The organism is Nocardia sp. NPDC056541 (assembly GCF_042794235.1).
Classification (GTDB): domain Bacteria; phylum Actinomycetota; class Actinomycetes; order Mycobacteriales; family Mycobacteriaceae; genus Nocardia.
Window position 1 is genome coordinate 15826 of sequence record NZ_JBHTUD010000003.1, and the last position, 18508, is coordinate 34333.

The following is an 18508-nucleotide window of genomic DNA, read 5'->3' on the forward strand; positions in this document are numbered from 1 at the left end:
CGTTCAATAGGTGAAGAGATATTCGATGACGGTGACCAGTCCGGCCGCACCGACAGCGCCCGCCCCGCCACCCCCGGCGGGGAAGCCGCCGCTGCCGCCGGAGTTTCCACCGCCGCCGGACTGGCCCACCTGCCACAGGGGAGGATTGGTGGTACCGGCGGGCACCAATCCGGACGCACCACCGGTGGATCCGGATCCGGCACCGCCGCCGCCACCCGCCAGCAAGCTGACCGCGCCACCGGACACCGATTCACCACGTTGACCGCTCACGCCACCATTGCCGCCACGCTGGAAACCGAATCCCCCACCGGCACCGCCGCTGTTCGCACCGCTGCCGCCAACCGCAGCCAGCCAGGGGCCGAAGCTCGAGGTTCCTCCGTCGCCGCCGTTGCTGCCAGCGACCCCGACAACAACAGGCACCGGTTGGGTCAGGAGCGCAAGCGGGATCCGTCGGGAGGTTTGCGTCGCCTGTCCGCCACCGCCGCCTACTGTCGAGCTGCCCGCACCACCACCACCGCGCGCGATGACTTCGACAGCGAACAAGTTCATCGGCGGATACCAGGTTTCCGAGGCCGTGAAGACGCGGAGGTTGGCGACGAACATCAGCTCGTCCGCTCGATCAAGTACACGATCCCCGCGGCTCCGTTTCCGCCGCTACCGGCGCTGACGACGTTGCCACCGCCACCACCGCCACCCCCTGCGGGAAACGCACCAGGAGCACCCGAGTCAGCGCCGGTCACCGCGCCGCCGCCGCCACCACCACCGGTCGAGACGACCGCCGACGGAGACTGCCCGGGATATCCCGCCGCGCCCCCAGGCGAGATCCCGCCCTGTCCCCCGGATTGGCCCAATCCGCCGGTGTAACCGGCACCACCTCCGCCGCCGCCCCCGCCGCCATGGAGATCGTGCGACGAGATCGAATTGCCGCCGCGACCGGGACCGGGGTTGGGGTCGTCCACCCCGTTCGCGCCGCATTTCCCGCCTTCACCGCCGGGGATCATCCCGGTTCCGCCCCTGCCACCCGATCCGGCGCTGTGTCCGCGCTGGCAGAGGCCGCCGAGGCCGCCGCCCGCGGTCAGCCATGAACCGAATGATGTGTTCGTGCCGTTCGAACCGTGCCAGCCGCCCGGCGGGCCGCCCACTCCGGCGACCCCAACGGTGATGGGGATCGGCAGGAAGTTGTTTTCGGAGTCGACAGGAAGCAGCGATGCCGGGATGTTGTAGTGCACTTCACCGCCGCCACCGCCGCCACCACCGGCGCCGCGGTCGGGCCCGTTGAGGTCCCAACGTCCGCCACCACCACCGGCGCCGGCACCGATCAAGATGACGTCAAGAGAGAGGATTCCCTTTGTCGGCGTGTAATATTGGTCGGCGGTGATGACAGTGGCATTGCCCTGCAACAGGATTTGTTGAAATCGTGTCTGCAACTGGGTCATGGCAGGAAGAACGTCATCCGGATTTCCCGAAATCGTTCCGGTAATCGGGCCCGTAATGCCTTTGGAAATCGAGTCCACGCCCGACAAGGCCTCCCTGGCCTTCGCATCGAGCTGGGTGGCCCAGTCGTTGAGGAACGCCAAGGGATGGATGCCGAGCACCTCGACCCCGGCCAGCGCCCGGCAGAGATTGGCCAGCATGCGGTCGATCGCCACGCCGACATACGAACCCAGTTGGGCATCGGCCTTGCGCACCACGCTCGAGACCGCGGCGTTGGTCATCGCCTGGAAGGTTTGCTGGCTGTAGTTGCTGATCTGGGTTTCATTGCCGCTGAACGCGATGTCACGGGAGTCGGTGAGTCCACCGAAGCTGCCGACGACTTGAGCCCCGTCTGGGACCTTCCGGTCAGGCGCGGTCATGCTCGGTCGCCTCCGCCTGGATGGATCGGGTGAGCAGATGGTTGAGGTCGCCGTGCTCACGCAACTGGCTGACCAGGTCGGCCCGCTCCTGCTGGGTCAACATCGCCACATCGGGCGCGGTGATCCGGGCTGGCTGCGGTGTCCCCTTCTCCACCCAGGTGCCCGCGGAGTTGAGCCAATGGTGGTGGCCCCGGATCGGCGGGTGGTATTCCTTGGTCTGCTCTTCGGGGTGATGCCGGAACCCCAAGTCCCACAGATGTTTCGACCACTGCTTGAGTACCATGGGATGAACGATCATCGGGGCGTTCTTCGGGCCGGGCAAACCGACGAAGGCCCAGGAAATGGCCTCTTCGGGATTGTTCGGATCACATTCGTGCTGCTGTGGAATTGACATGGGAATCGCCGTCTCTAGTCGAAGTTGATTTTCACGCCGAGGTCGTGCATGGTCGATTTGATTTCGTCGATCTTGCGCATCGACTTCACCAGCGGCTCTTCGACTTCCTGATTGGTGCCGATGGTGATTTGCCAGGCTGGGGTCTGGTCGCGGGCCCAGGCCAGTTCCAGCTGAGTGACCTGGTCGATGTAGATCTCGTCCGGGGGCATGCCATGGACGGTGGCCCCCACTCGGTCACCGAGGAAGAAGTGGCCGTGGCCCTGATCGCCGATGAAGTAGGGCTGACCGTCAGCGACGGTGAGTTCGTGCGAGTAGAACGACCTCGTCGCCCACAGCGCCGAGCTCAACGCGGTCAGCGAGTTCAAGCTGTAAGCGTCGTCCGCACCGTCCTGGAAATGCTCGTAGTAGTGCGACCAGCCGGCCTGCGCGGCGCGGATCGGATCCTTGTAGGAAACCCAGGCGAGCAACGTGTCCTTGAACCCGGGATACAGCCAGGTCTCGGCAAGTTGACCGCCGATCGCCGACCAGTCGCCCAGACCCGCTGTGGCGATCTGCAGCAAACCGCCCGCGAGCTGACCTGCCGAGGTGATGGCCTGCTTCACGCCGGCGTTCACCTGCTCCGGCGAATGCCCACCCGTGAGGATCTGTACATCGGTGAACGGCGTGATCGTGAACGACGACGTCTGCACACCCGTGTTCCGGTCAGGTCGGAAGATCACCCATGGCGCCTTCGACAACGTTCCCAACCAGCCCGGCTGCTGGTACTCCTCGGCATTGGGATCGGGCAGGACATTCCGCGTCGTGCCGAGGTAATCCTCGGTGTACACCTGAGCGGTGTAGACCAGCCCGTCCAGAACGCTGCCGCCCTCGCTCGTGCCAGTGGTGAATCCACTCTTGTCGACAATGTCGACCACCAGCGCGCCGTTGCGCAGATTCGCCCCCGGCCACGGTGGCGGATCGCCGACCAGCCACCGCCGGGTGGTGACCATCAACTGCGCGGTGGCCAGGGTGTCCTTCGCCAGGTCGTGGAACATCTTGAACCGGGAGTTGAGCAACGTCCACACCGACGAATCCGTCAGCAGATCATGGGGTTTCACCACAATCGACCAGTTGGACATGTCCAGGTTGAACCACTCGGATGCATCGAGCGGGTTGTCCGGCAGCGCCCACAATGAGGTTTCCAGCCGCAGCACGTTCAAGAACAGGGCGAGCTTCAACGAGGAGGCCGATGGCCCAGCCAGAATGAAGTGCTGCGGAATCTGCAGGGCGGCAGGGAGCAGCGGGTTAGCCCAGACGCAGATGTGCTTGAGCTCCTCATAGGAGTGCAGAAACGACATCTCGACCGTGGTAACGCCGTATTCGTCTTGTTTGACAACGGCTTTCGACAGACGGCCGTCCCAGCGCGCGCCATCCTTGTCAACGGTGATGTGGATGTTCTGGGTGGTCCGCGTGCGCGAGATCGCCCACTGCGAAAGATGATGCTCGTAGGGCAGCACGATGACGCCGGTCCCGGATTCATTCAGCATCCAGGTGAAATTGGCGCTGATCTCGCCCGCGCAGGTTCCGCGCAGCTGCCAGTCGCCATCCCAGAACCGAATGAGCGGCGGTTTGGTTCGTAACACCTCACGCTGCGCCTTGTCTTTCAGCGCGTTCTTGTAGATAACAGGCAGGTCGTTCACCGTTGTCATTGCAGCCCCCAGGGCCGCGACCAGCTGCGCGGTTGCACGGCCATGACCGAGGCGCCCGCTGGCGCGCCGGTCACCTTCACCGGCACAACGGTTGCCGGCGTGTAGGGCGGGATCATGTACTCGAATCCACGGCCACCCATGAGCGCCCACATCTGCGATCGGTCGGCCGCGACGAGAGTTTCACGCGCCGGGTCGGTGTCGACGACCAGATCCTGACCCACGACCGTGTTCGGTAGCACCACAACACGGTCCGCGTCCTCTTCGGCGCGGTTGTGGTAGTTGTTGCCGAAGGAGAAGTCGGGCAAGGTCCAGCGTCCCGGCGCCGAGCACACCCATTGCAGGTACATCGGCTGATCGGTCGGATTGGCGACGGTCACCGTGCCGGATTGTGTGGTGCCGTTGGTCGTGCTGATGGTCGAGACCCAGGTGCTCGTCGCGGGTTCTTCCACCCACCACGGCAAGCCGGCGGTGCAGGTCATGGTGACCTGACCCCACAGGTTCAGGTGCGGGTCCTTGTTCGGTTTGAAGTCGGGTTGCTGCGACATCCGCAGCGCGAGCGAGCGCGAGCCGTAGTCGGTGGTCACCGTCATGATCGAATCCGCGTCGTAGGCCCAGGCTTTGCGCCAGGCACTGTCCACGGATTCCCAAGAGCGACCGGTGATTTCGAAGATATTGACGCCGAAGACAACTTCACGTCGGTTGGTGCTGTACCCGCCGTAGGTCGCGCCGTTCTGGAACGCGGTCTGGTTCCAGATCGTCGTGACCGGCGCGTCGTAGAGGCCGCTCGGCGCGGTCCCGAGGTCGACGCCTTCCCGGCCGCGGCCTTGTCCACTGATCGTCCACGTCGAACCATCGACGCCGGTGATCGTTATCAGCGCAGGACTAGTCCCCACTGGTTCACCTCAACTCTTTCCCTTGTGCTGCAATGAATGTGGTTGCGCCGTCAGCTGACGTAGACGGCCGCGATGATGCCCGCGCCGATCGCGAGTCCGGTACCGTTCTGGTGCACTTGCACGTCGATCACGTCATCGGCCTGGAGCACCGGCGCGACCGTGATCGGCACGGTCAACGGCATCTCGGCGGCCAGGTTGGTGCCGGCGGTGAGCGTGATCGAGGCGAAGCTCTGCTGCACGACTCCCGACCGCAAGTGCCGAACTGTGAAGGTGGCGTTGTTGGTCGCCGCGCCCGTCACAGTGACGAATCCGGCTGGTGCCACGAGAGTTACGTCGGTGACGGTGTCGCCGCTATAGAAGGCCGACCTGTACACCCCGGCGACGCCGATCACGTCGGCACCGCCGGCGGCCTGCGCGGGCAGGATTGCCGAATAGATCATGTGTTTTCCGTTCTCTGTTGTCGCGACATCGCTGCTACGCCCACGACGCGGCGACTTCGCGTTGTGCAGCCAGCGTTTTCGCGCGAACATGCGCGCTGTCGATGTGATTGGTCGTGAGGTTGACCGTGGTCGAGTGATCGAAATGATGCCGGTTGACCACGTGCGGCAGCGCCCGTGACGGGACCGTGAAGGCGTCGTGCCGTACCGCGATCACCTGCGCGTCCCGACCACCGATAGTGAGCGAGTCGCTATTGATCGCTTCCAGCAAGGCGATATGCCGACTGGTGGACGCGGCATTCACCACGAACTCACCGTTGGACGCCATAATCGGCACCTGGTCATCGCGCGGACCACCCGGACCACGCACGACGCCACCGGTGGCCATATGCGCCACAGCCCATTCGACCATCGCGTCACCGATGAACCCGTATCCGATGCTGCCCCCGCCGAGCCAGTCCGGCAGCGGAATATTGAGGCGCTTGAGCACCGACCCGATCGCATTCACCACGACCGCGACATAGTGGATCACCGTCTTGAACACGCCTTCGACCCCCGAGCCCAAGCCGCTGAACGAGTCCGAGATACCCTTCGTCACGTTGCTCAGCCCCGCGGTCGCCGAGGCGAAGACATTCTGGAAGAACGCGCCCACCGGTTCGAGCGTGTTCTTACGCACGGCCTCGAAGACTTTCTGCACCGTGTCCCAATTGGCGATAATCAACGTCACAACGCCGATCAGCGCCGTAATCCCCATCGCGATCATGCCCAACGGGGACTTCATCATCGAAGCGTTGATCTTGCCATGGGCGCCGATCCACGACTTGGTGGCACCTTGCACATTCTTCTGCGCGGTCGACGAATTCTTCATCGCCTTGGTCAGATTCGTGAGCCCCTTAGGCGCATTCGCCCAGCCCCCAACCATTTTCGCGTGAGCGGTGGCATGATCCCGGAGTGCCTTGATGCTCTCTTTGAGAGCCGATTCCTTGCCTCTGAGCGCTTTTGTTCTAGCCTTGACCTCGGCTACAAGACTCTTTCCACCGTCCATCGCATGACGATTGGCGGCACCCAAATTTCTTCCGCCCAGTTTTGCGATAGTGCCTGCGTGCCTCTTTGCCAGCTCACGCTGCGCGGCATAGTACGACGGGAGTGGCTTGCCATTTCCAGCACGATGATCGCGCATTTCCTTGCCGATGGCCAGGGCTAGCCTGGTCTCAGCCTCACTCACCTGCTCAACAGTGAATCTTCCTGGATACTTTGTTTCCATGGATCTGAGCTTGGCGAGTACCTTCTTATCTACCTTCGAAAGGTCGGAAACATGCCAATGGACTTGGCGCCCTCGCCGAACCGACCACGCGTCCTTTACCAACTGGCCGCGCGCACCCAACGTCCTACCTGGGCCGACAGCACCGTACTTGGTTTCTCGAACTTTGCTATCGCTGCCGACGTCGTAGTACCTCTGCCCAGCGCCGGTTCGGACACCCTGCTCTACCGTCCAGCCCTTATCGTGAGTCCATCCACGAGTAATGGCCAGTCCATCTCGAAAATCGTCACCGTAGCCTGCAGCATGGCGAAACGATAGATTTTTGCGCAGCCAGGACTTTCTATCCTTATGGACCCCCTCTGACGGATCGGGCTTCTTGAGATATTCCTGATACTTTGCTTCCTGGTTCGCCGATAGTTCATGATCATCTACCGGATCTTCGTCCAGCCATTCCTTACCGTCACTCATATACATGTACTCCACTTCACGATCCGGCGGGCCGGAAGAATCTGTCTGCGCAACGAATTGGGCGCACATCGCGATGCCGAATCAGTAAAGGACCCGCAAATAGATAGGCCAACGACGCATGCGTCGTTGGCCTATCTATTTGCGGGTTCTACCCACACTAATATTCGGTTGATATGGCAGTGGCAGAAGCTACCGATCAGGAAGTATTTGGTTGGCCTTCAGCCACCCAACTCTCGTAATCCTTCACGCAGTTGCCATACACCCATGACCATTCATGAGCAGTTCGCGCTTGCACTGCCCCCAGCACGAGCGACCCTACATCAAGAAATGCAGGAGTAAATGGCTGATGAATTACCGGCTCGAAGCCCCGGCGGCAGAAAAAGACATCCGAGTCATCATCGATGATACGGACATTCATCCAGCGGCCTCCGAAACCGCTCCTAATGAAGGTCTCCCCAAGGAATCTTTGAAAACGGTCAGTGACTCCAGCATTATCGATTTCCAGCAACGGCTCAGCAGTGGAAAACCTGTCCGTCAACGCCCGCTCGGCATGGTCCAGCCCCGCTGCGGTAAACGGCTCAACAGGCATATCTGGCACATCCGCAGCAAAAAAGGTCTCGAGCGCTGCATCCATTTCCGCCAACCACTCCATCCACTCGGGGGCGCCTTGATCCTTCTCACGCTGCCGAAGCCTGGCCCTACTCACCTTGCGAACGCGACCCATGCCGGTCCCCTACCTGTCACATCCAGGAAAACGGTTATCAGTGGATAGCGCGCCGATCAGGAAATGTTGGGACGGCCATTATCCACCCACTCCGCGTAGTCCTCCTCGGCATTTCTATAGACCCACGACCATTCATGACCAGTTCGGCGTTCCACTGCGGCCAACGCGAGCATCACTACCTCGAGGTAGGAATCGGTAAACGGTTCCCGGACAACGGGCTCGAAACCACGTCGATCGAAAAATACTCCCGTACCGCGACCGCTGGTGATACGGACATTCATCCACCGTCCTTCGAATCCACTCTTGATGAACGTCTCCCCGAGGTATCGATGAAAACGGTCGACCATCCCAGCGTTCTTGACGTCCAGCAATGAATCAGACGAGGAAAATCTGTGCAGCAAAGCCTGCTCGGCGTGGTCCAACCCGGCCGCAGTGAATGGCTCCACTGGCATATCCCGCACATCCACCGCGAAGAACGTCTCGAGCCCGGCATCCATGTCCGCCAACCAGGCCAACCACTCGGGGTTGTGCTGGTCCTTCTCCCGCTGCTCGAGCTCCGCTTTGGTCCACTTACGGAAGCCGCCCATGCCAGCTCCTCCTTCCTGGTGCGGTGCAGTTACTGCAACTGATGCTGACGCAAGAACTCGCCGACCTCCGCGTCCCGGCGCGTACCTTCGAGGAACGCGTCGAGAATCTCGTCACTGACCGGTTGGCCGTCTTGGTCATCGAGAACCAAGGCGTAGACACCGAAGCTCTGCGCCCGGCGCGCCGGGCGGTAAGGCACGAAAACATCGAAAGTGCCTTCACCATGCTGGAATTCGTATGCCTTGCCGATCAGGGCGGCGTACAGTTCACCATCACTGTTCGAGATGGTTCCGTCGTAGACGATGACGCCGCGTGCGGCTGACCTGACGACCATGAGGCCGCGTCCGTAGTCCAACGGAGACTGGTCGCCTCCCTGCGACAGATCGACCAGCGTCACCCGGGAATCGCTCGCGCCCAGATAGGCCAGGAACGGACCGGCCGTGCCTTCTGAAACCCACTGCACCGCCTGCGCGATCATCTCGCCGGCCAACTCAGCGGCACGCTGCATGTTCTCCACTGACACGACTCCCGAACTAGTTTGAAAGGGCCGACGGCCCAACGTACCCGAACCGCAGCGACTGACTCAGTGATCTCGAATGTACCGGGAGATCTCCTCGATATCGCTCTTGGAGCCGGCCACTCGACCTCCTTCATCGGGCCACCAGCTGAATCTGAGAATGCTCTTTCCGCGCTTCAGGTGAGTGCGGTTGTAATCGATACCCGCATCAGGACCATCGTATCCGTATACGACACGCCATCCGTCAGCAATGTAGTCGTCGAGAACCTCGCTATAACATTTCGTCGGAATATCCGACTCCGTAGGAAGTCGCCGAATTTGTTCCACGCTATCAAAATATGAAGCCTGCACCATGCTGTAGAGCGCCTTGAACTCCATATCAGTCCTTAGTTCCAGCGTCGTCGAAAACCTGAGCTCGCACCCAGGATATCAACGCCGAACCGCGGCGTAGGTCAATGCCTTTCGGGCGGCCAGTGCGGTGTCGTGGGTATGCGCGTGACCGGACGTCGGCGCGCTGATGTTGACCGAGAGGGAGCGGTCGAGGCGATCGCCGCTCGGCGCGATCGGGCTGACGATCGCCAGTTGGGGGCGGTCGGCGAGGGCAAGTGCCCGGGCTTGGGCGCCCGCGGTCGCCGGCAACGATCGCGCGGTGGCCGCGTAGCCGGACCCGGTGGTCGACCTGGATTCGTTGTTGATCGCCTCGAGCACACTGCGGTGCTTGGCGGTGGCGGCCGCGTTGACGACGAACTCGCCGTTGGACATCAGCACCGGGACCGCATCCTCGCGCGGTCCGCCCGGTCCACGGACCAGACCACCATCGCGCATCTTGGTCGACCATTCGATCAGGGTGTCGCCGATCTTGGCCAAGCCGAGACTGCTTCCGCCGACGACGGGAACCCAACTGGGAACGGTGAAGTCGAGCTTCTTCAGTACCTCGCCGACGGCTTTGAGTACGGTCGCGCACGCCCGTTTCAGGGCATCGAAGACCTTGCCGACGACGTCGCCGACGGATTTGAACGCTCCCGAGACCACCTGCACGGTCTTCTTGAACGCCGGGACAACCGTTTGGCTCCACACCTTCTCGAAGAAGTTGATGACCGGTTTGAGCGCCTTCTCGAAGGCCTTGACCAGTGCGTCCTTGAGCCTGTTCAGCCAGTTCATGATCTTGTCGATCCATGGCTTGAGGTCGTCGACGATCTTCATGATCATGCCGAGACCGCCCTCGCTCAGGGCCTTGTCCAGCTCGCCTTGTTGCTTCTCGTGCTCGCCGTGGTCCTTCGCGGCGTTCTTGTGATCGCCGCTCGAGTTCTTGACCGCGGCGGTGAGGGGCGACATGCCGGTCGCGGCGGCCTTCGCCGAGTCGACCAGCTTCTTCGTCGCCGTGGTGTGCGGGGTCTCGAGGGCGTCGCTGGCCTTTTGCGCGGCGGCGAGTTCCTGCTGCGCGGTCGCTATCGCCTTGGCATCGTCGCCCTGGCCTTTGCCCTTCTCCGCAGGGCCGCCCTTGCCAGGGGGCTTCTTCGGTGCCCGAGGTCCGCTGGCTCCGGCCGGTTGTTTTCCGCTGGGCCGTTTGCCCCCCGGTGCCGGACGCGCGGCCCCCGGTTTCCCAACCGGCTGAGCGGGTTTGGCCGTCGACTTGGCCACACCCCCGGAGGACTGCTGTTGACGTGCCCCCATTCCCATCGGCGCCGCTGCGGCAAGCGCGGCGGCACCGGCGACGCCACCAGCCGCCGCCACACCACCCCCGTCCTCGGCCGAGTCGTCGCCGTCGTCTTCGAGTTCGTCTTCCTCGGGATCGAGTTCGTCGAGTTCTTCTTCGTCCGCGTCGAGGTCGTCTTCGGGCCGCGATCGGTCCATCGTCTACTCCTTGGTCGTACGTCGCCGCGACTTACCGCCGTCCAGCCGCGTAGGTGATATCTCGTTGCGCGGCCACGGCTTTCGAACGCAGGTAGGCGCCATCGTGCTGGGTCGTCGTGAGGTTGATCGTGGTCGACCGATCGAATCGGTGCGTGGTCGCCACATCGGGCAGCGCTTGCGCTGGTTTGACGCGCGAAAGGCCGAGCGAGGCAACAACTTGCGCGTCTCGCCCGCCGACATTGAGAGTGTCTTTGTTGATCGATTCCAACAGTGGCCCGTAGCGAGCCGTCGCCGCGGCGTTGACCACGAACTCGCCGTTGGAAGCCAGCACCGGCACCCGGTCCTCGCGCGGACCACCTGGCCCCCGCACCACGCCGCCATCGGCCATCCGCGCCGACGCCGCCCACGACGTCATCGCCCCACCGAGCCCGGCCAGGCTGAGCGTCGCGCCACCGAGCCAACCGGGAAGACTGAACTCGATCTTGGCGACCACCGAGCCGATCACGGCGACGATGTCCGCCACCTGGTTGACCACCCCGGCGAACAGGCCACCGATCCCGCTCCCCAAGCTGCCGAGCGCGTCTTTCACCTCGTCGATCACCGTCGTGAACGGCGCGAGGCACGCGGCGAACACCTTCTTGAAGTAGTCGCCGACTGGCTCGAGCACGTTCTTCTTCACCGTGTCGAAGGCCTTCTTCACGGAGTCCCAATGCTCGATGAGCAGCCCGATCACGACAATCGCGACCTCGATCGCCGCGACGATCTTGCCGATCACCGATTTGCCGACGGCCTTGTTGAGCTTGCCCTGGGACTTGTCCCACTTGTTCGACGCGCCTTCGACATTCTTCTGGGCACCCGCTGAGTCCTTGTGCGCCTTGGCGAGATCGTCGAAACCCTTCGACGATTTGTCGACGTTCTCGGTCATCTTCTGGCTGGTCGCCGCGTGCGTGCCGAGGTTCTTGACGTCGCCGCGCAGCGCTGAGGTTCGATCCTTGAGCGCCTTGGTCTCGTCGGTGATCGGTTTGGCGTCATTCGACTTGCCCGGCGACGCTTTATCCCTCGCCCCACCCGCCGTGTCCCTGACCTGTGAGACGGCGTCCGACAGATTCGCCGGATCAGCCATTCCGGCGAGATAGTCCTTGCCCTGGGCGAGGGCGGCGCTACCGAGCCCGCTCAGCGCGGCTTTCGGGTCGGCGACGGCCTGGCGCCAGTCAACTCCCGATGCCAGCGCGCCCATCGCCAGACCACCGGCCAGGCCGGCGCCGCCGCGCACCTTCGCGCCGAGCCCGCCCCGAGGTCTGCCCTGCGACCTCGATGGCCTGCGCGGCTTGACCGACCGGCTCGGCGGTGTAGCGGTTGGTCGCACACCGCTCGGCGGTCCGGCCGGAGCCGGGGGGCGCTCTTTCTCGTATCGCGCTGGTGCGTCGTGCCTTTCGATGCTCGGCTGGCCGCCCCGTGGATGATCGGAGTGAGCCACATCGGCTTTCGGCGACTCCCCCGAACCCTTCCCATCGGACTTGGCCGCGCCGCCCTTACCCTTGTCGCCGGCATCGAGTGGATCGCTCGCGGCCAGCGCCGCGCGCAATGCGGCGTCGAACTGCGCGTCGCCTTTACTGCTCATCGTTCTAACCACTCCCTGAGGTGTCTGAAAGGTGGGGCTAGCGCGACCCACCCGCGTAGGTGAGCGCGCGTTGCGCGTGCACGGCGCGCGACCGCGCGAAACCGGTATCGGTCCCGCGGTTGAGCGCGATGGTGGTCGAATGGTCGATCGCGCGAACTGTCGCGCCGGTCCGACGCACGCCGCGCAGTGGGGCGATATACGGACTCTTGCTCAGCGCTGACCGGCCCGTATCGGTGCCGGCTACCCGCAGGTGATCACTGTCGACCGCGGCCATCACCGCCCGCTTCGGGCTGCCAGCGTCAACGACGATCTCATCGGTCGAGCCGGCCGGTGCCTTGGCACGACTCGCACCGACAAGACCACCGTCTGCCATACGCGCCTGCGCCCACTCGGACATGGCGTCGGCGATGCCGCCCACGCCTGGGAACGCTCGGAACTTGCCGAGGAGATCGGCGACCTTGCCGACGACCACGGCGATGTAGTGAACCATCTTCTGGAACACCCCACCCACGGTCGAACACAACGCCTTGAACGCGCCGGAAACAGCCGTGCTGATGTGGGTGAACGGCTTCAGGACCTCGCCGAACTGGTCCTGGAAGAATCTACCGACCGGATCGAGCACCTTCTCCTTGACGACACTGAACGCCGCCTTGATCTCGTCCCAGTGCTCAACGATGAGCGTGATCGCGAGAATCGCGGCCCCCAGGGCGAGGGTGAACCAGCCGACCGGCGACGCGTTCCACACCAGGTTCAACGCGGTCTGCGCCACTGACCACAGCTTGGACGCGCCACCGATGATCTTCTGCACGGCAGACGCGGTGCGAATCGCGCCGGTCAGCTTCTTGAGGTTCTTGGCGACGCCGCCGACCTTGCCGACCATCTTCTTGCCGGCGCCCGTGTGGTTCTTGATGGCCGCGAGGTTGTCCTTGAACGCGCCGCCGAGGTTCTTGAGGGCGGTCGCCTCATCCTTGAGCCCTTTGGTGTCGACCTTGCCGCCCTTGGGTTTGCTTCCCTTCGGGCCTCCTGGTTTACCGGCCAGCGGAGCCTTGGCAGGTGGACGTTTCGCCAGGTCAACCGGCTTGCTCCTATTCGGCGGTGCCGCAGGCCTTTCCGGTCTCGCGGACGCCGGTTTCTGGCTCTTTGCCGGCTGCTTCCGGTCGACACCGGGCGGCTTCGCGCCCGGACCACCTCCGCGTGGCGACTTCGGCGCAGCGCCACGCTCTCGCTTGCCGCTCTCACGCGGCTGAATCGGCTTCTTCGGCGGCCGAGCCGTGGGGCTTGTGCCCTTAGGGTGATCATCGACCTTGGGCGGATTCTTCTGCTGCCGAGCAGGTCTGGACGCGGAAGGCCGACGCGAAGGACTCCTGCTCTTGCTCGGCTCCTTGGTATTGTCCGCCTTTTTCGGCCTCTGATCCGTTGAATCGTTGAGCCCGTCCAAGGAGACCGGATGGATCTCGATGTCGAAGCCGGCCAACGGGTCCGGAACACCCTCCGGTTTCGGATCACTCATCGTTTCCAATCTTCCGATCTCTTGTGAATTATCGACGTCTACTTGTCAATACCGAGTCAGCCGAATAGCCATCACCCGGCTACACGCCAACCGGACTGAACCGCGCATCCTGCACGGCCTGCAACATCCGAATCTGCGCGAACGCCGCATCGACATCAGCGACCCGGACATCAAATGTGCGCGGACCGGGCCCGCTATCCGTGCGAGGCAACGCGCCGTCGTGCAGGAACGGCGGCCGATACACGTACCCGATCTTGCGATCCTCAGCCTGGGCGGCACGCAGCACCGACCGATCAATCACGGCCATCACCTCGATACCGGATGTCCTACGCGGCGCGGACCCACGTCGCCCACCCACCAGGCCGCCGTCGGCCATCCGCTCGGAAGCCCAAGCAACCATCACGTCACCGACACTCTTCAACCCGAATGACCCCACGGCTGGGATCTTGACCTCGAGCCGCTGGAAAATCTGGCCGATCGCCTTCACAATTCCCACGACCGTCGACCGCACCGTCCCAACTGCGGTACCGACAACCCCACCCATCCCATTGAACCCAGCCATCACCGCGTTGAAAGCCGCGCGGTACGGCGTCATATAAACCTTGAACGCCGTCATGAAGAACTCAGCCACCGGCGTCAAAACATTCTTCAACACCCAATCGAACGCGGCCCGAATCTGATCCCAATGCTCAACGATCAACTGAATAATCGGCACTGCAGCCGAAATAGCCGCAGCCACCGTACCCACCGGCGAAAACAACATCGCAATATTCAACAGCTCTTGCGCAAATGCCCAGTCATCGGAAATCTTATCGATAATCGCCTGCGCTCCGACCGAATCAACAACGTCAGAAACAAAACCGGACACGACCGAAACAGCGGCCCCGACCATTGTCACCAACTCGTTCAAACCACTCTGAACATAATTGGTAAACGACGTTGCCATCCGCGACAATTCGCCAATACTTGCCTTCAATCCAGCGACGATCACATTGTCGACAGAGTCTTCAACTGAACCACTTACGTATATTTCAGAAAACGCCGTCAAAGAATCTGTCGACGGCTCGAATGACGTCCGTTCAGGAGGGGTAGCCACGGGTGCAGCGTTAGCTGGAGATGGGGCGACGAACGAGGCAGCCGCATGCAGAGCCACTGCCGCTCCAGCGACGCCAACGACGCCAACGACGGCCCCCGTACGCGAACGACCGCCACCACTACGAGGACGTCCTTTGGGCGCTGCATATATCGAGGCAGGTCGCTTGATCAGGGAAAGCCTCGTACCGATATTAAATCGTGACACGCTGGGCGTCGCCAATGTTCGATCGTCGTTATACCGCGCCTCCAGAAGCCTATATTCGAGAGGAACAGATTTCCCACCAACTAGCGCATCGTAGAGATGCTTAAACTCTCCATTATTCTTCGTTTTGAGGCTATGTAGAAGCTCTTGATCCCGACGAAGCTTGAAACGTAAGTAGATACGGGTACCTTGCCAGACCTTGTACCACCTTCCCCGGTCATCGTGAACATTGGCCCGTTGAAGTTGACTGGAGCCAGCTTTTGCTTCAATAACGACAAGTTTGTAGCCCGTAGCTGCGGTCCCAACGACGGCAACAACGTCCAAGGTCTCATTCCCGCGAGCGCCAGTGGCAACAATTGCGCCGCCACCAGCATCTTTTATCAGCTTCTCAAGATAGAGTTCCGCAATCCTCGTACCAACGAGATCGCCTCCCGTCGCCCTGGCATTTTTATCATCCCTGTTTTTAAGGAAAGAACGTCCATATTTTTTGACGGCTGCCACATTTGGACCATCATTCTCGTCAAGATCGAGGGTGTCGGCGATCCAATCTCGATCTTTACCTCTCCAGGAACGCTTAAACTCCTGGTTCTCGGGCGGAGTGCTGCCGTCTGCCCGGTGCGCCCTAATCAGCGCATCGCGAAGCGTATTTCTATAGCCTTTGTCATCAACCTTTCCATTTTCCTTCACGCCCTTCAGGGCATCCCATTTTATATTGAGCTCACCAGCTCTGGAAGCGAGGGCGTCTTGCCTCTCTTCGCTATTCGCGACACTTGCACGCCTGTCGTTCTTTTGAATCTGCTGGTTTAGCCGCTCCTCCTCCTCGGGATCGAGTTCAAATTCTTCCGGATCACCCTTGTTGGCCTTTCTGTCAACAGGTGTGATCTTATCGGCCTTTTTTGGCCTAGGAAAATCTTGTTTAGGATTATTCATGAATCGCCTCGTTACCGTCATTGCAGGCAGTCGAAGCCCGTGTCAACGACCCCTACGCATGACCTGTACAGGTTCCAGAACTGATCAGCTCGCAGCGTCGCATTCAAACCGACGAACTATTTGCGGATGCACTCGATACCTTGAGTCAGCAATTATTCGCGATTCAGGCACTGTCTCGCGGGAATGCGAGACAAGCAAATAGTTTACATACTGAATTACGGGCAATATTTGTCCAAATGCGGTGCGCTATGAATCACATTGCGCAATTCACCCAAATTGGGTGTGCGGTATAGGGACGTGCGTCTCACCCCGAAGGTGAAAGGCGCAATCTGAACGCCGGGCTGGCATAATCGCGCGCCTTTCTCGGCTCCCCACGGTAGGGATCCACCGCATAACCGATGCTTCGGCAATTACCGGCCCAACTGCGTGTCCAAGAGTCTCGGCAGATCAAATCTGCGAGCACAGCACACAACACTTAGAGGATGTCTCACGTCGTAGCCGGGTAGTCGCGGCCTGACTGTAATCGGCTGTGGTGCATGATGTTCGGTCGTGACTGACAAATTGTCGTTACGGTTGGTCCCCGATGAGCTGTGGGACCTGGTCGAGCCGTTGTCACCGGCGTTCTCACCGCGCCGCCAGGGCGGCGGGACCGCACCGACTGACGAGCGGGCCGCGTTCACCGCAGTCGTGTACGTGCTGACCAGCGGATGTGCGTGGCGGATGCTGCCATCGCCGGTTCACGAAATGGACCGAAGCGGGCCTATGGCGACGACTACAGTGCGCCGTGCTCGACGAGCTCGGCAGTCAGGGGTTGCTCGACTGGTCGCGCGTCGTGGTCGACGGTGCGTCAGGTTCGAAGCAAAAGGGAGGCCCGATAGCCGGGGCGAATCCGGTCGATAGAGGCAAGTCGGGCTCGAAACTGCACGTCCTATCCGACCGTTCGGGCATACCCATCACGGTCGCGGTATCGGCCGCGAACACCCCCGACGCCGAGGCCCTTCGACCGTTGGTACGCACAATCCCCGCGGCGTGGTCCACGCCGGCGTGAACCGGGAAAGTTGCACGCGGACAAGGCCTATGGCCACCGCAAGTTGCGGAGCTGGGTGCGTGATCGGAGAATCGGTGTCCGTATCGCCCGCAAAGGAATCGAGTCCGGCCAAAACCTTGGCCGAACCCGGTGGGTCATCGAACACACCATCGCCCGGCTCGGCGGTTATCACCGGCTCTCGATTCGCTACGACCGCAAGGACACTCACTACTGCGGGTTCCTTACGCTGGCAGCAACGCTGACCTGCTACAAGAATCTTGCCAAGGCACGGACCGCCACATGAAACACGCTCCTAATAGTCGTTAGCGGGGAATTCCCCAGCAGAGCGTAATCTCCCAGGAAGTTACTGGAATCGAGCGCGACGCCGACGAGAACCGCTCCGCCAGATCAATTGACAATCTGACACAAACGAGAAATTGGAATTGTCTGCGTCAGTTGCCGCGAAATGCCGTAATGTCAGGAACTGAACTTGGAGAATCTAGCGACTCCTGCCAGGCGCTGATTTCAAGATCATGGGGATGAGCCACCTGAAGCACCGCTCGAAGGGCATCTATCGCGTGATCAGACATCGACTCATATTCTTGGTATTTCGACGGCCATCGAATTGACCGAAACCAACTCGTGCCAGGTGGAGACTCCCACCCTTGCTCAGTCATATTCATTCGCTGCTGGACAAAATTTGTTTTCGCCACCGCCAAATCTTCGCCAAGAGCAATTTGGCACTCCAAATCAAACCAGCCCATCGAAAAAAGCGCACCGCGCCCTTCAGGCACACCTAACAGAAGCTTTCCACCGCTAGCCATGCGAACAAGCGTCGAAGCCAATGCAGTGGAGAAATCAAGCCAATTATCCTGGGAAGGGCGAACCGTCCGCACCGGTTGTTCTAGCTTCTCACCATCACTACCACGTCTTAATTGTTTTGCAGAAGCCTGGTAGATGGGATTGATAATTCTTAGCGAAATCGATTCCGTCACGGCGCGCAAAACAATGACAACGTCCAGCCTCTCCCAAGCTATCATTGGAGTGCCGCCAGAAAACCGCCTTGCTGGATCCCCTAAATGCCCAGTGAATCCATCAGCAAGTTCGGCGAAAAGATCCGACAGGTCCGCCCGCGATTCGGGACTAGCGTGACGGGGTCCATCATCAGCCACACGCACCAAAATCTGCGTGATTTCCTGCTCGGGAAGACCTTCGTCTTCGAAGAATTCAAGATCGCGATAGACGCGGCCTATGGGTTGCGCCGTTCCGAGGTTGGTCCGTAGGTCAGCACTGTCATAGCCGAAAGGCTCCAGTTGCCAGCCAGCGGTATCGCAAAAGCGATGCACATCTTCCGTTGTCCAGCTCCAGCCAAAATCTACAGCTAGGCGAGCGACACGGATGGCACCGGCGACGTCAACTTGCATGATTGGATACTACTTCCTGTGAAGG

The 18508-nt window shown here is 61.4% G+C and carries 18 protein-coding genes; 3 read left to right on the forward strand and 15 right to left on the reverse strand.

All coding sequences use genetic code 11. The annotated features are described in order from the left end of the window. Positions 1 to 3: 3 nt before the first annotated feature. The 14 genes from ACFQ9R_RS05565 to ACFQ9R_RS05630 all read right to left on the reverse strand — a co-directional run bounded on the left by ACFQ9R_RS05565 (position 4) and on the right by ACFQ9R_RS05630 (position 16032). The gene (locus ACFQ9R_RS05565) at positions 4 to 603 is read right to left on the reverse strand and encodes a hypothetical protein (protein ID WP_378989154.1); all 600 of its coding nucleotides are present in this window, start codon (positions 601 to 603) and stop codon (positions 4 to 6) included. Further along, positions 603 to 1853: a glycine-rich domain-containing protein gene (locus tag ACFQ9R_RS05570; RefSeq protein WP_378989155.1), complete on the reverse strand. Its 1251-nt coding sequence runs from the start codon at positions 1851 to 1853 to the stop codon at positions 603 to 605. The genes ACFQ9R_RS05565 and ACFQ9R_RS05570 overlap by 1 nt, the downstream gene beginning before the upstream one ends. Beyond that, a complete protein-coding gene (locus ACFQ9R_RS05575) occupies positions 1840 to 2247 on the reverse strand; it encodes a DUF2744 domain-containing protein (protein WP_378989156.1) in 408 nt (135 codons plus the stop codon). Before ACFQ9R_RS05575 ends, ACFQ9R_RS05570 begins: the two co-directional genes overlap by 14 nt. Before the next feature lie 14 nt (positions 2248 to 2261). After that, the gene (locus ACFQ9R_RS05580) at positions 2262 to 4085 is read right to left on the reverse strand and encodes a phage tail protein (RefSeq protein ID WP_378989157.1); all 1824 of its coding nucleotides are present in this window, start codon (positions 4083 to 4085) and stop codon (positions 2262 to 2264) included. 793 nt (positions 4086 to 4878) lie between these two features. Then, entirely contained in the window at positions 4879 to 5268 is a 390-nt protein-coding gene (locus ACFQ9R_RS05585) for a hypothetical protein (RefSeq protein ID WP_378989158.1), read from the reverse strand. A gap of 34 nt (positions 5269 to 5302) precedes the next feature. Further along, positions 5303 to 6994, reverse strand: coding sequence for a hypothetical protein (locus ACFQ9R_RS05590; RefSeq protein ID WP_378989159.1), 1692 nt, complete (start codon positions 6992 to 6994; stop codon positions 5303 to 5305). Between the two features lie 196 nt (positions 6995 to 7190). Continuing rightward, a complete protein-coding gene (locus ACFQ9R_RS05595; protein ID WP_378989160.1) occupies positions 7191 to 7646 on the reverse strand; it encodes a hypothetical protein in 456 nt (151 codons plus the stop codon). 128 nt (positions 7647 to 7774) lie between these two features. Next, on the reverse strand, positions 7775 to 8305 hold the full coding sequence (locus ACFQ9R_RS05600) for a hypothetical protein (RefSeq protein WP_378989161.1): 531 nt from the start codon (positions 8303 to 8305) through the stop codon (positions 7775 to 7777). A gap of 29 nt (positions 8306 to 8334) precedes the next feature. Continuing rightward, complete coding sequence (locus tag ACFQ9R_RS05605) at positions 8335 to 8820, reverse strand: hypothetical protein (protein WP_378989162.1); 486 nt, start codon at positions 8818 to 8820, stop codon at positions 8335 to 8337. Between the two features lie 66 nt (positions 8821 to 8886). Continuing rightward, positions 8887 to 9198, reverse strand: a complete 312-nt coding sequence (locus tag ACFQ9R_RS05610) for a hypothetical protein (protein ID WP_378989163.1) — start codon at positions 9196 to 9198, stop codon at positions 8887 to 8889. Positions 9199 to 9249: 51 nt separating this feature from the next. Continuing rightward, positions 9250 to 10674, reverse strand: a complete 1425-nt coding sequence (locus ACFQ9R_RS05615; protein WP_378989164.1) for a hypothetical protein — start codon at positions 10672 to 10674, stop codon at positions 9250 to 9252. A 31-nt stretch (positions 10675 to 10705) separates the two neighbouring features. Continuing rightward, entirely contained in the window at positions 10706 to 12295 is a 1590-nt protein-coding gene (locus ACFQ9R_RS05620) for a hypothetical protein (RefSeq protein ID WP_378989165.1), read from the reverse strand. A gap of 37 nt (positions 12296 to 12332) precedes the next feature. Then, entirely contained in the window at positions 12333 to 13805 is a 1473-nt protein-coding gene (locus tag ACFQ9R_RS05625) for a hypothetical protein (protein WP_378989166.1), read from the reverse strand. 79 nt (positions 13806 to 13884) lie between these two features. Then, positions 13885 to 16032 carry a hypothetical protein gene (locus ACFQ9R_RS05630; protein ID WP_378989167.1) on the reverse strand — a complete coding sequence of 716 codons (2148 nt, stop codon included), beginning with the start codon at positions 16030 to 16032 and terminating at the stop codon, positions 13885 to 13887. Between the two features lie 549 nt (positions 16033 to 16581). Between ACFQ9R_RS05630 and ACFQ9R_RS05635 the strand changes: the two genes are divergently transcribed. The 3 genes from ACFQ9R_RS05635 to ACFQ9R_RS05645 are packed head-to-tail and all read left to right on the forward strand — an operon-like array spanning position 16582 to position 17363. Next, positions 16582 to 16932, forward strand: coding sequence for a transposase (locus ACFQ9R_RS05635; protein ID WP_378989168.1), 351 nt, complete (start codon positions 16582 to 16584; stop codon positions 16930 to 16932). Then, positions 16865 to 17080, forward strand: a complete 216-nt coding sequence (locus tag ACFQ9R_RS05640; RefSeq protein WP_378989169.1) for a transposase — start codon at positions 16865 to 16867, stop codon at positions 17078 to 17080. Before ACFQ9R_RS05635 ends, ACFQ9R_RS05640 begins: the two co-directional genes overlap by 68 nt. Before the next feature lie 43 nt (positions 17081 to 17123). Further along, positions 17124 to 17363 carry a transposase gene (locus ACFQ9R_RS05645; protein ID WP_378989529.1) on the forward strand — a complete coding sequence of 80 codons (240 nt, stop codon included), beginning with the start codon at positions 17124 to 17126 and terminating at the stop codon, positions 17361 to 17363. Between the two features lie 148 nt (positions 17364 to 17511). Here ACFQ9R_RS05645 and ACFQ9R_RS05650 read toward each other — a convergent pair whose 3' ends face one another. Continuing rightward, positions 17512 to 18483, reverse strand: a complete 972-nt coding sequence (locus ACFQ9R_RS05650; RefSeq protein ID WP_378989170.1) for a DUF6301 family protein — start codon at positions 18481 to 18483, stop codon at positions 17512 to 17514. Positions 18484 to 18508: the final 25 nt, after the last annotated feature.

Coding starts and splice junctions, on each gene's coding strand:
- ACFQ9R_RS05565 (WP_378989154.1), bottom strand. CDS start 603: ATGTTCGTCGCCAACCTCCGCGTCTTCACGGCCTCGGAAACCTGGTAT.
- ACFQ9R_RS05570 (WP_378989155.1), bottom strand. CDS start 1,853: ATGACCGCGCCTGACCGGAAGGTCCCAGACGGGGCTCAAGTCGTCGGC.
- ACFQ9R_RS05575 (WP_378989156.1), bottom strand. CDS start 2,247: ATGTCAATTCCACAGCAGCACGAATGTGATCCGAACAATCCCGAAGAG.
- ACFQ9R_RS05585 (WP_378989158.1), bottom strand. CDS start 5,268: ATGATCTATTCGGCAATCCTGCCCGCGCAGGCCGCCGGCGGTGCCGAC.
- ACFQ9R_RS05590 (WP_378989159.1), bottom strand. CDS start 6,994: ATGAGTGACGGTAAGGAATGGCTGGACGAAGATCCGGTAGATGATCAT.
- ACFQ9R_RS05595 (WP_378989160.1), bottom strand. CDS start 7,646: ATGGAGTGGTTGGCGGAAATGGATGCAGCGCTCGAGACCTTTTTTGCT.
- ACFQ9R_RS05600 (WP_378989161.1), bottom strand. CDS start 8,305: ATGGGCGGCTTCCGTAAGTGGACCAAAGCGGAGCTCGAGCAGCGGGAG.
- ACFQ9R_RS05610 (WP_378989163.1), bottom strand. CDS start 9,198: ATGGAGTTCAAGGCGCTCTACAGCATGGTGCAGGCTTCATATTTTGAT.
- ACFQ9R_RS05615 (WP_378989164.1), bottom strand. CDS start 10,674: ATGGACCGATCGCGGCCCGAAGACGACCTCGACGCGGACGAAGAAGAA.
- ACFQ9R_RS05620 (WP_378989165.1), bottom strand. CDS start 12,295: ATGAGCAGTAAAGGCGACGCGCAGTTCGACGCCGCATTGCGCGCGGCG.
- ACFQ9R_RS05625 (WP_378989166.1), bottom strand. CDS start 13,805: ATGAGTGATCCGAAACCGGAGGGTGTTCCGGACCCGTTGGCCGGCTTC.
- ACFQ9R_RS05630 (WP_378989167.1), bottom strand. CDS start 16,032: ATGAATAATCCTAAACAAGATTTTCCTAGGCCAAAAAAGGCCGATAAG.
- ACFQ9R_RS05650 (WP_378989170.1), bottom strand. CDS start 18,483: ATGCAAGTTGACGTCGCCGGTGCCATCCGTGTCGCTCGCCTAGCTGTA.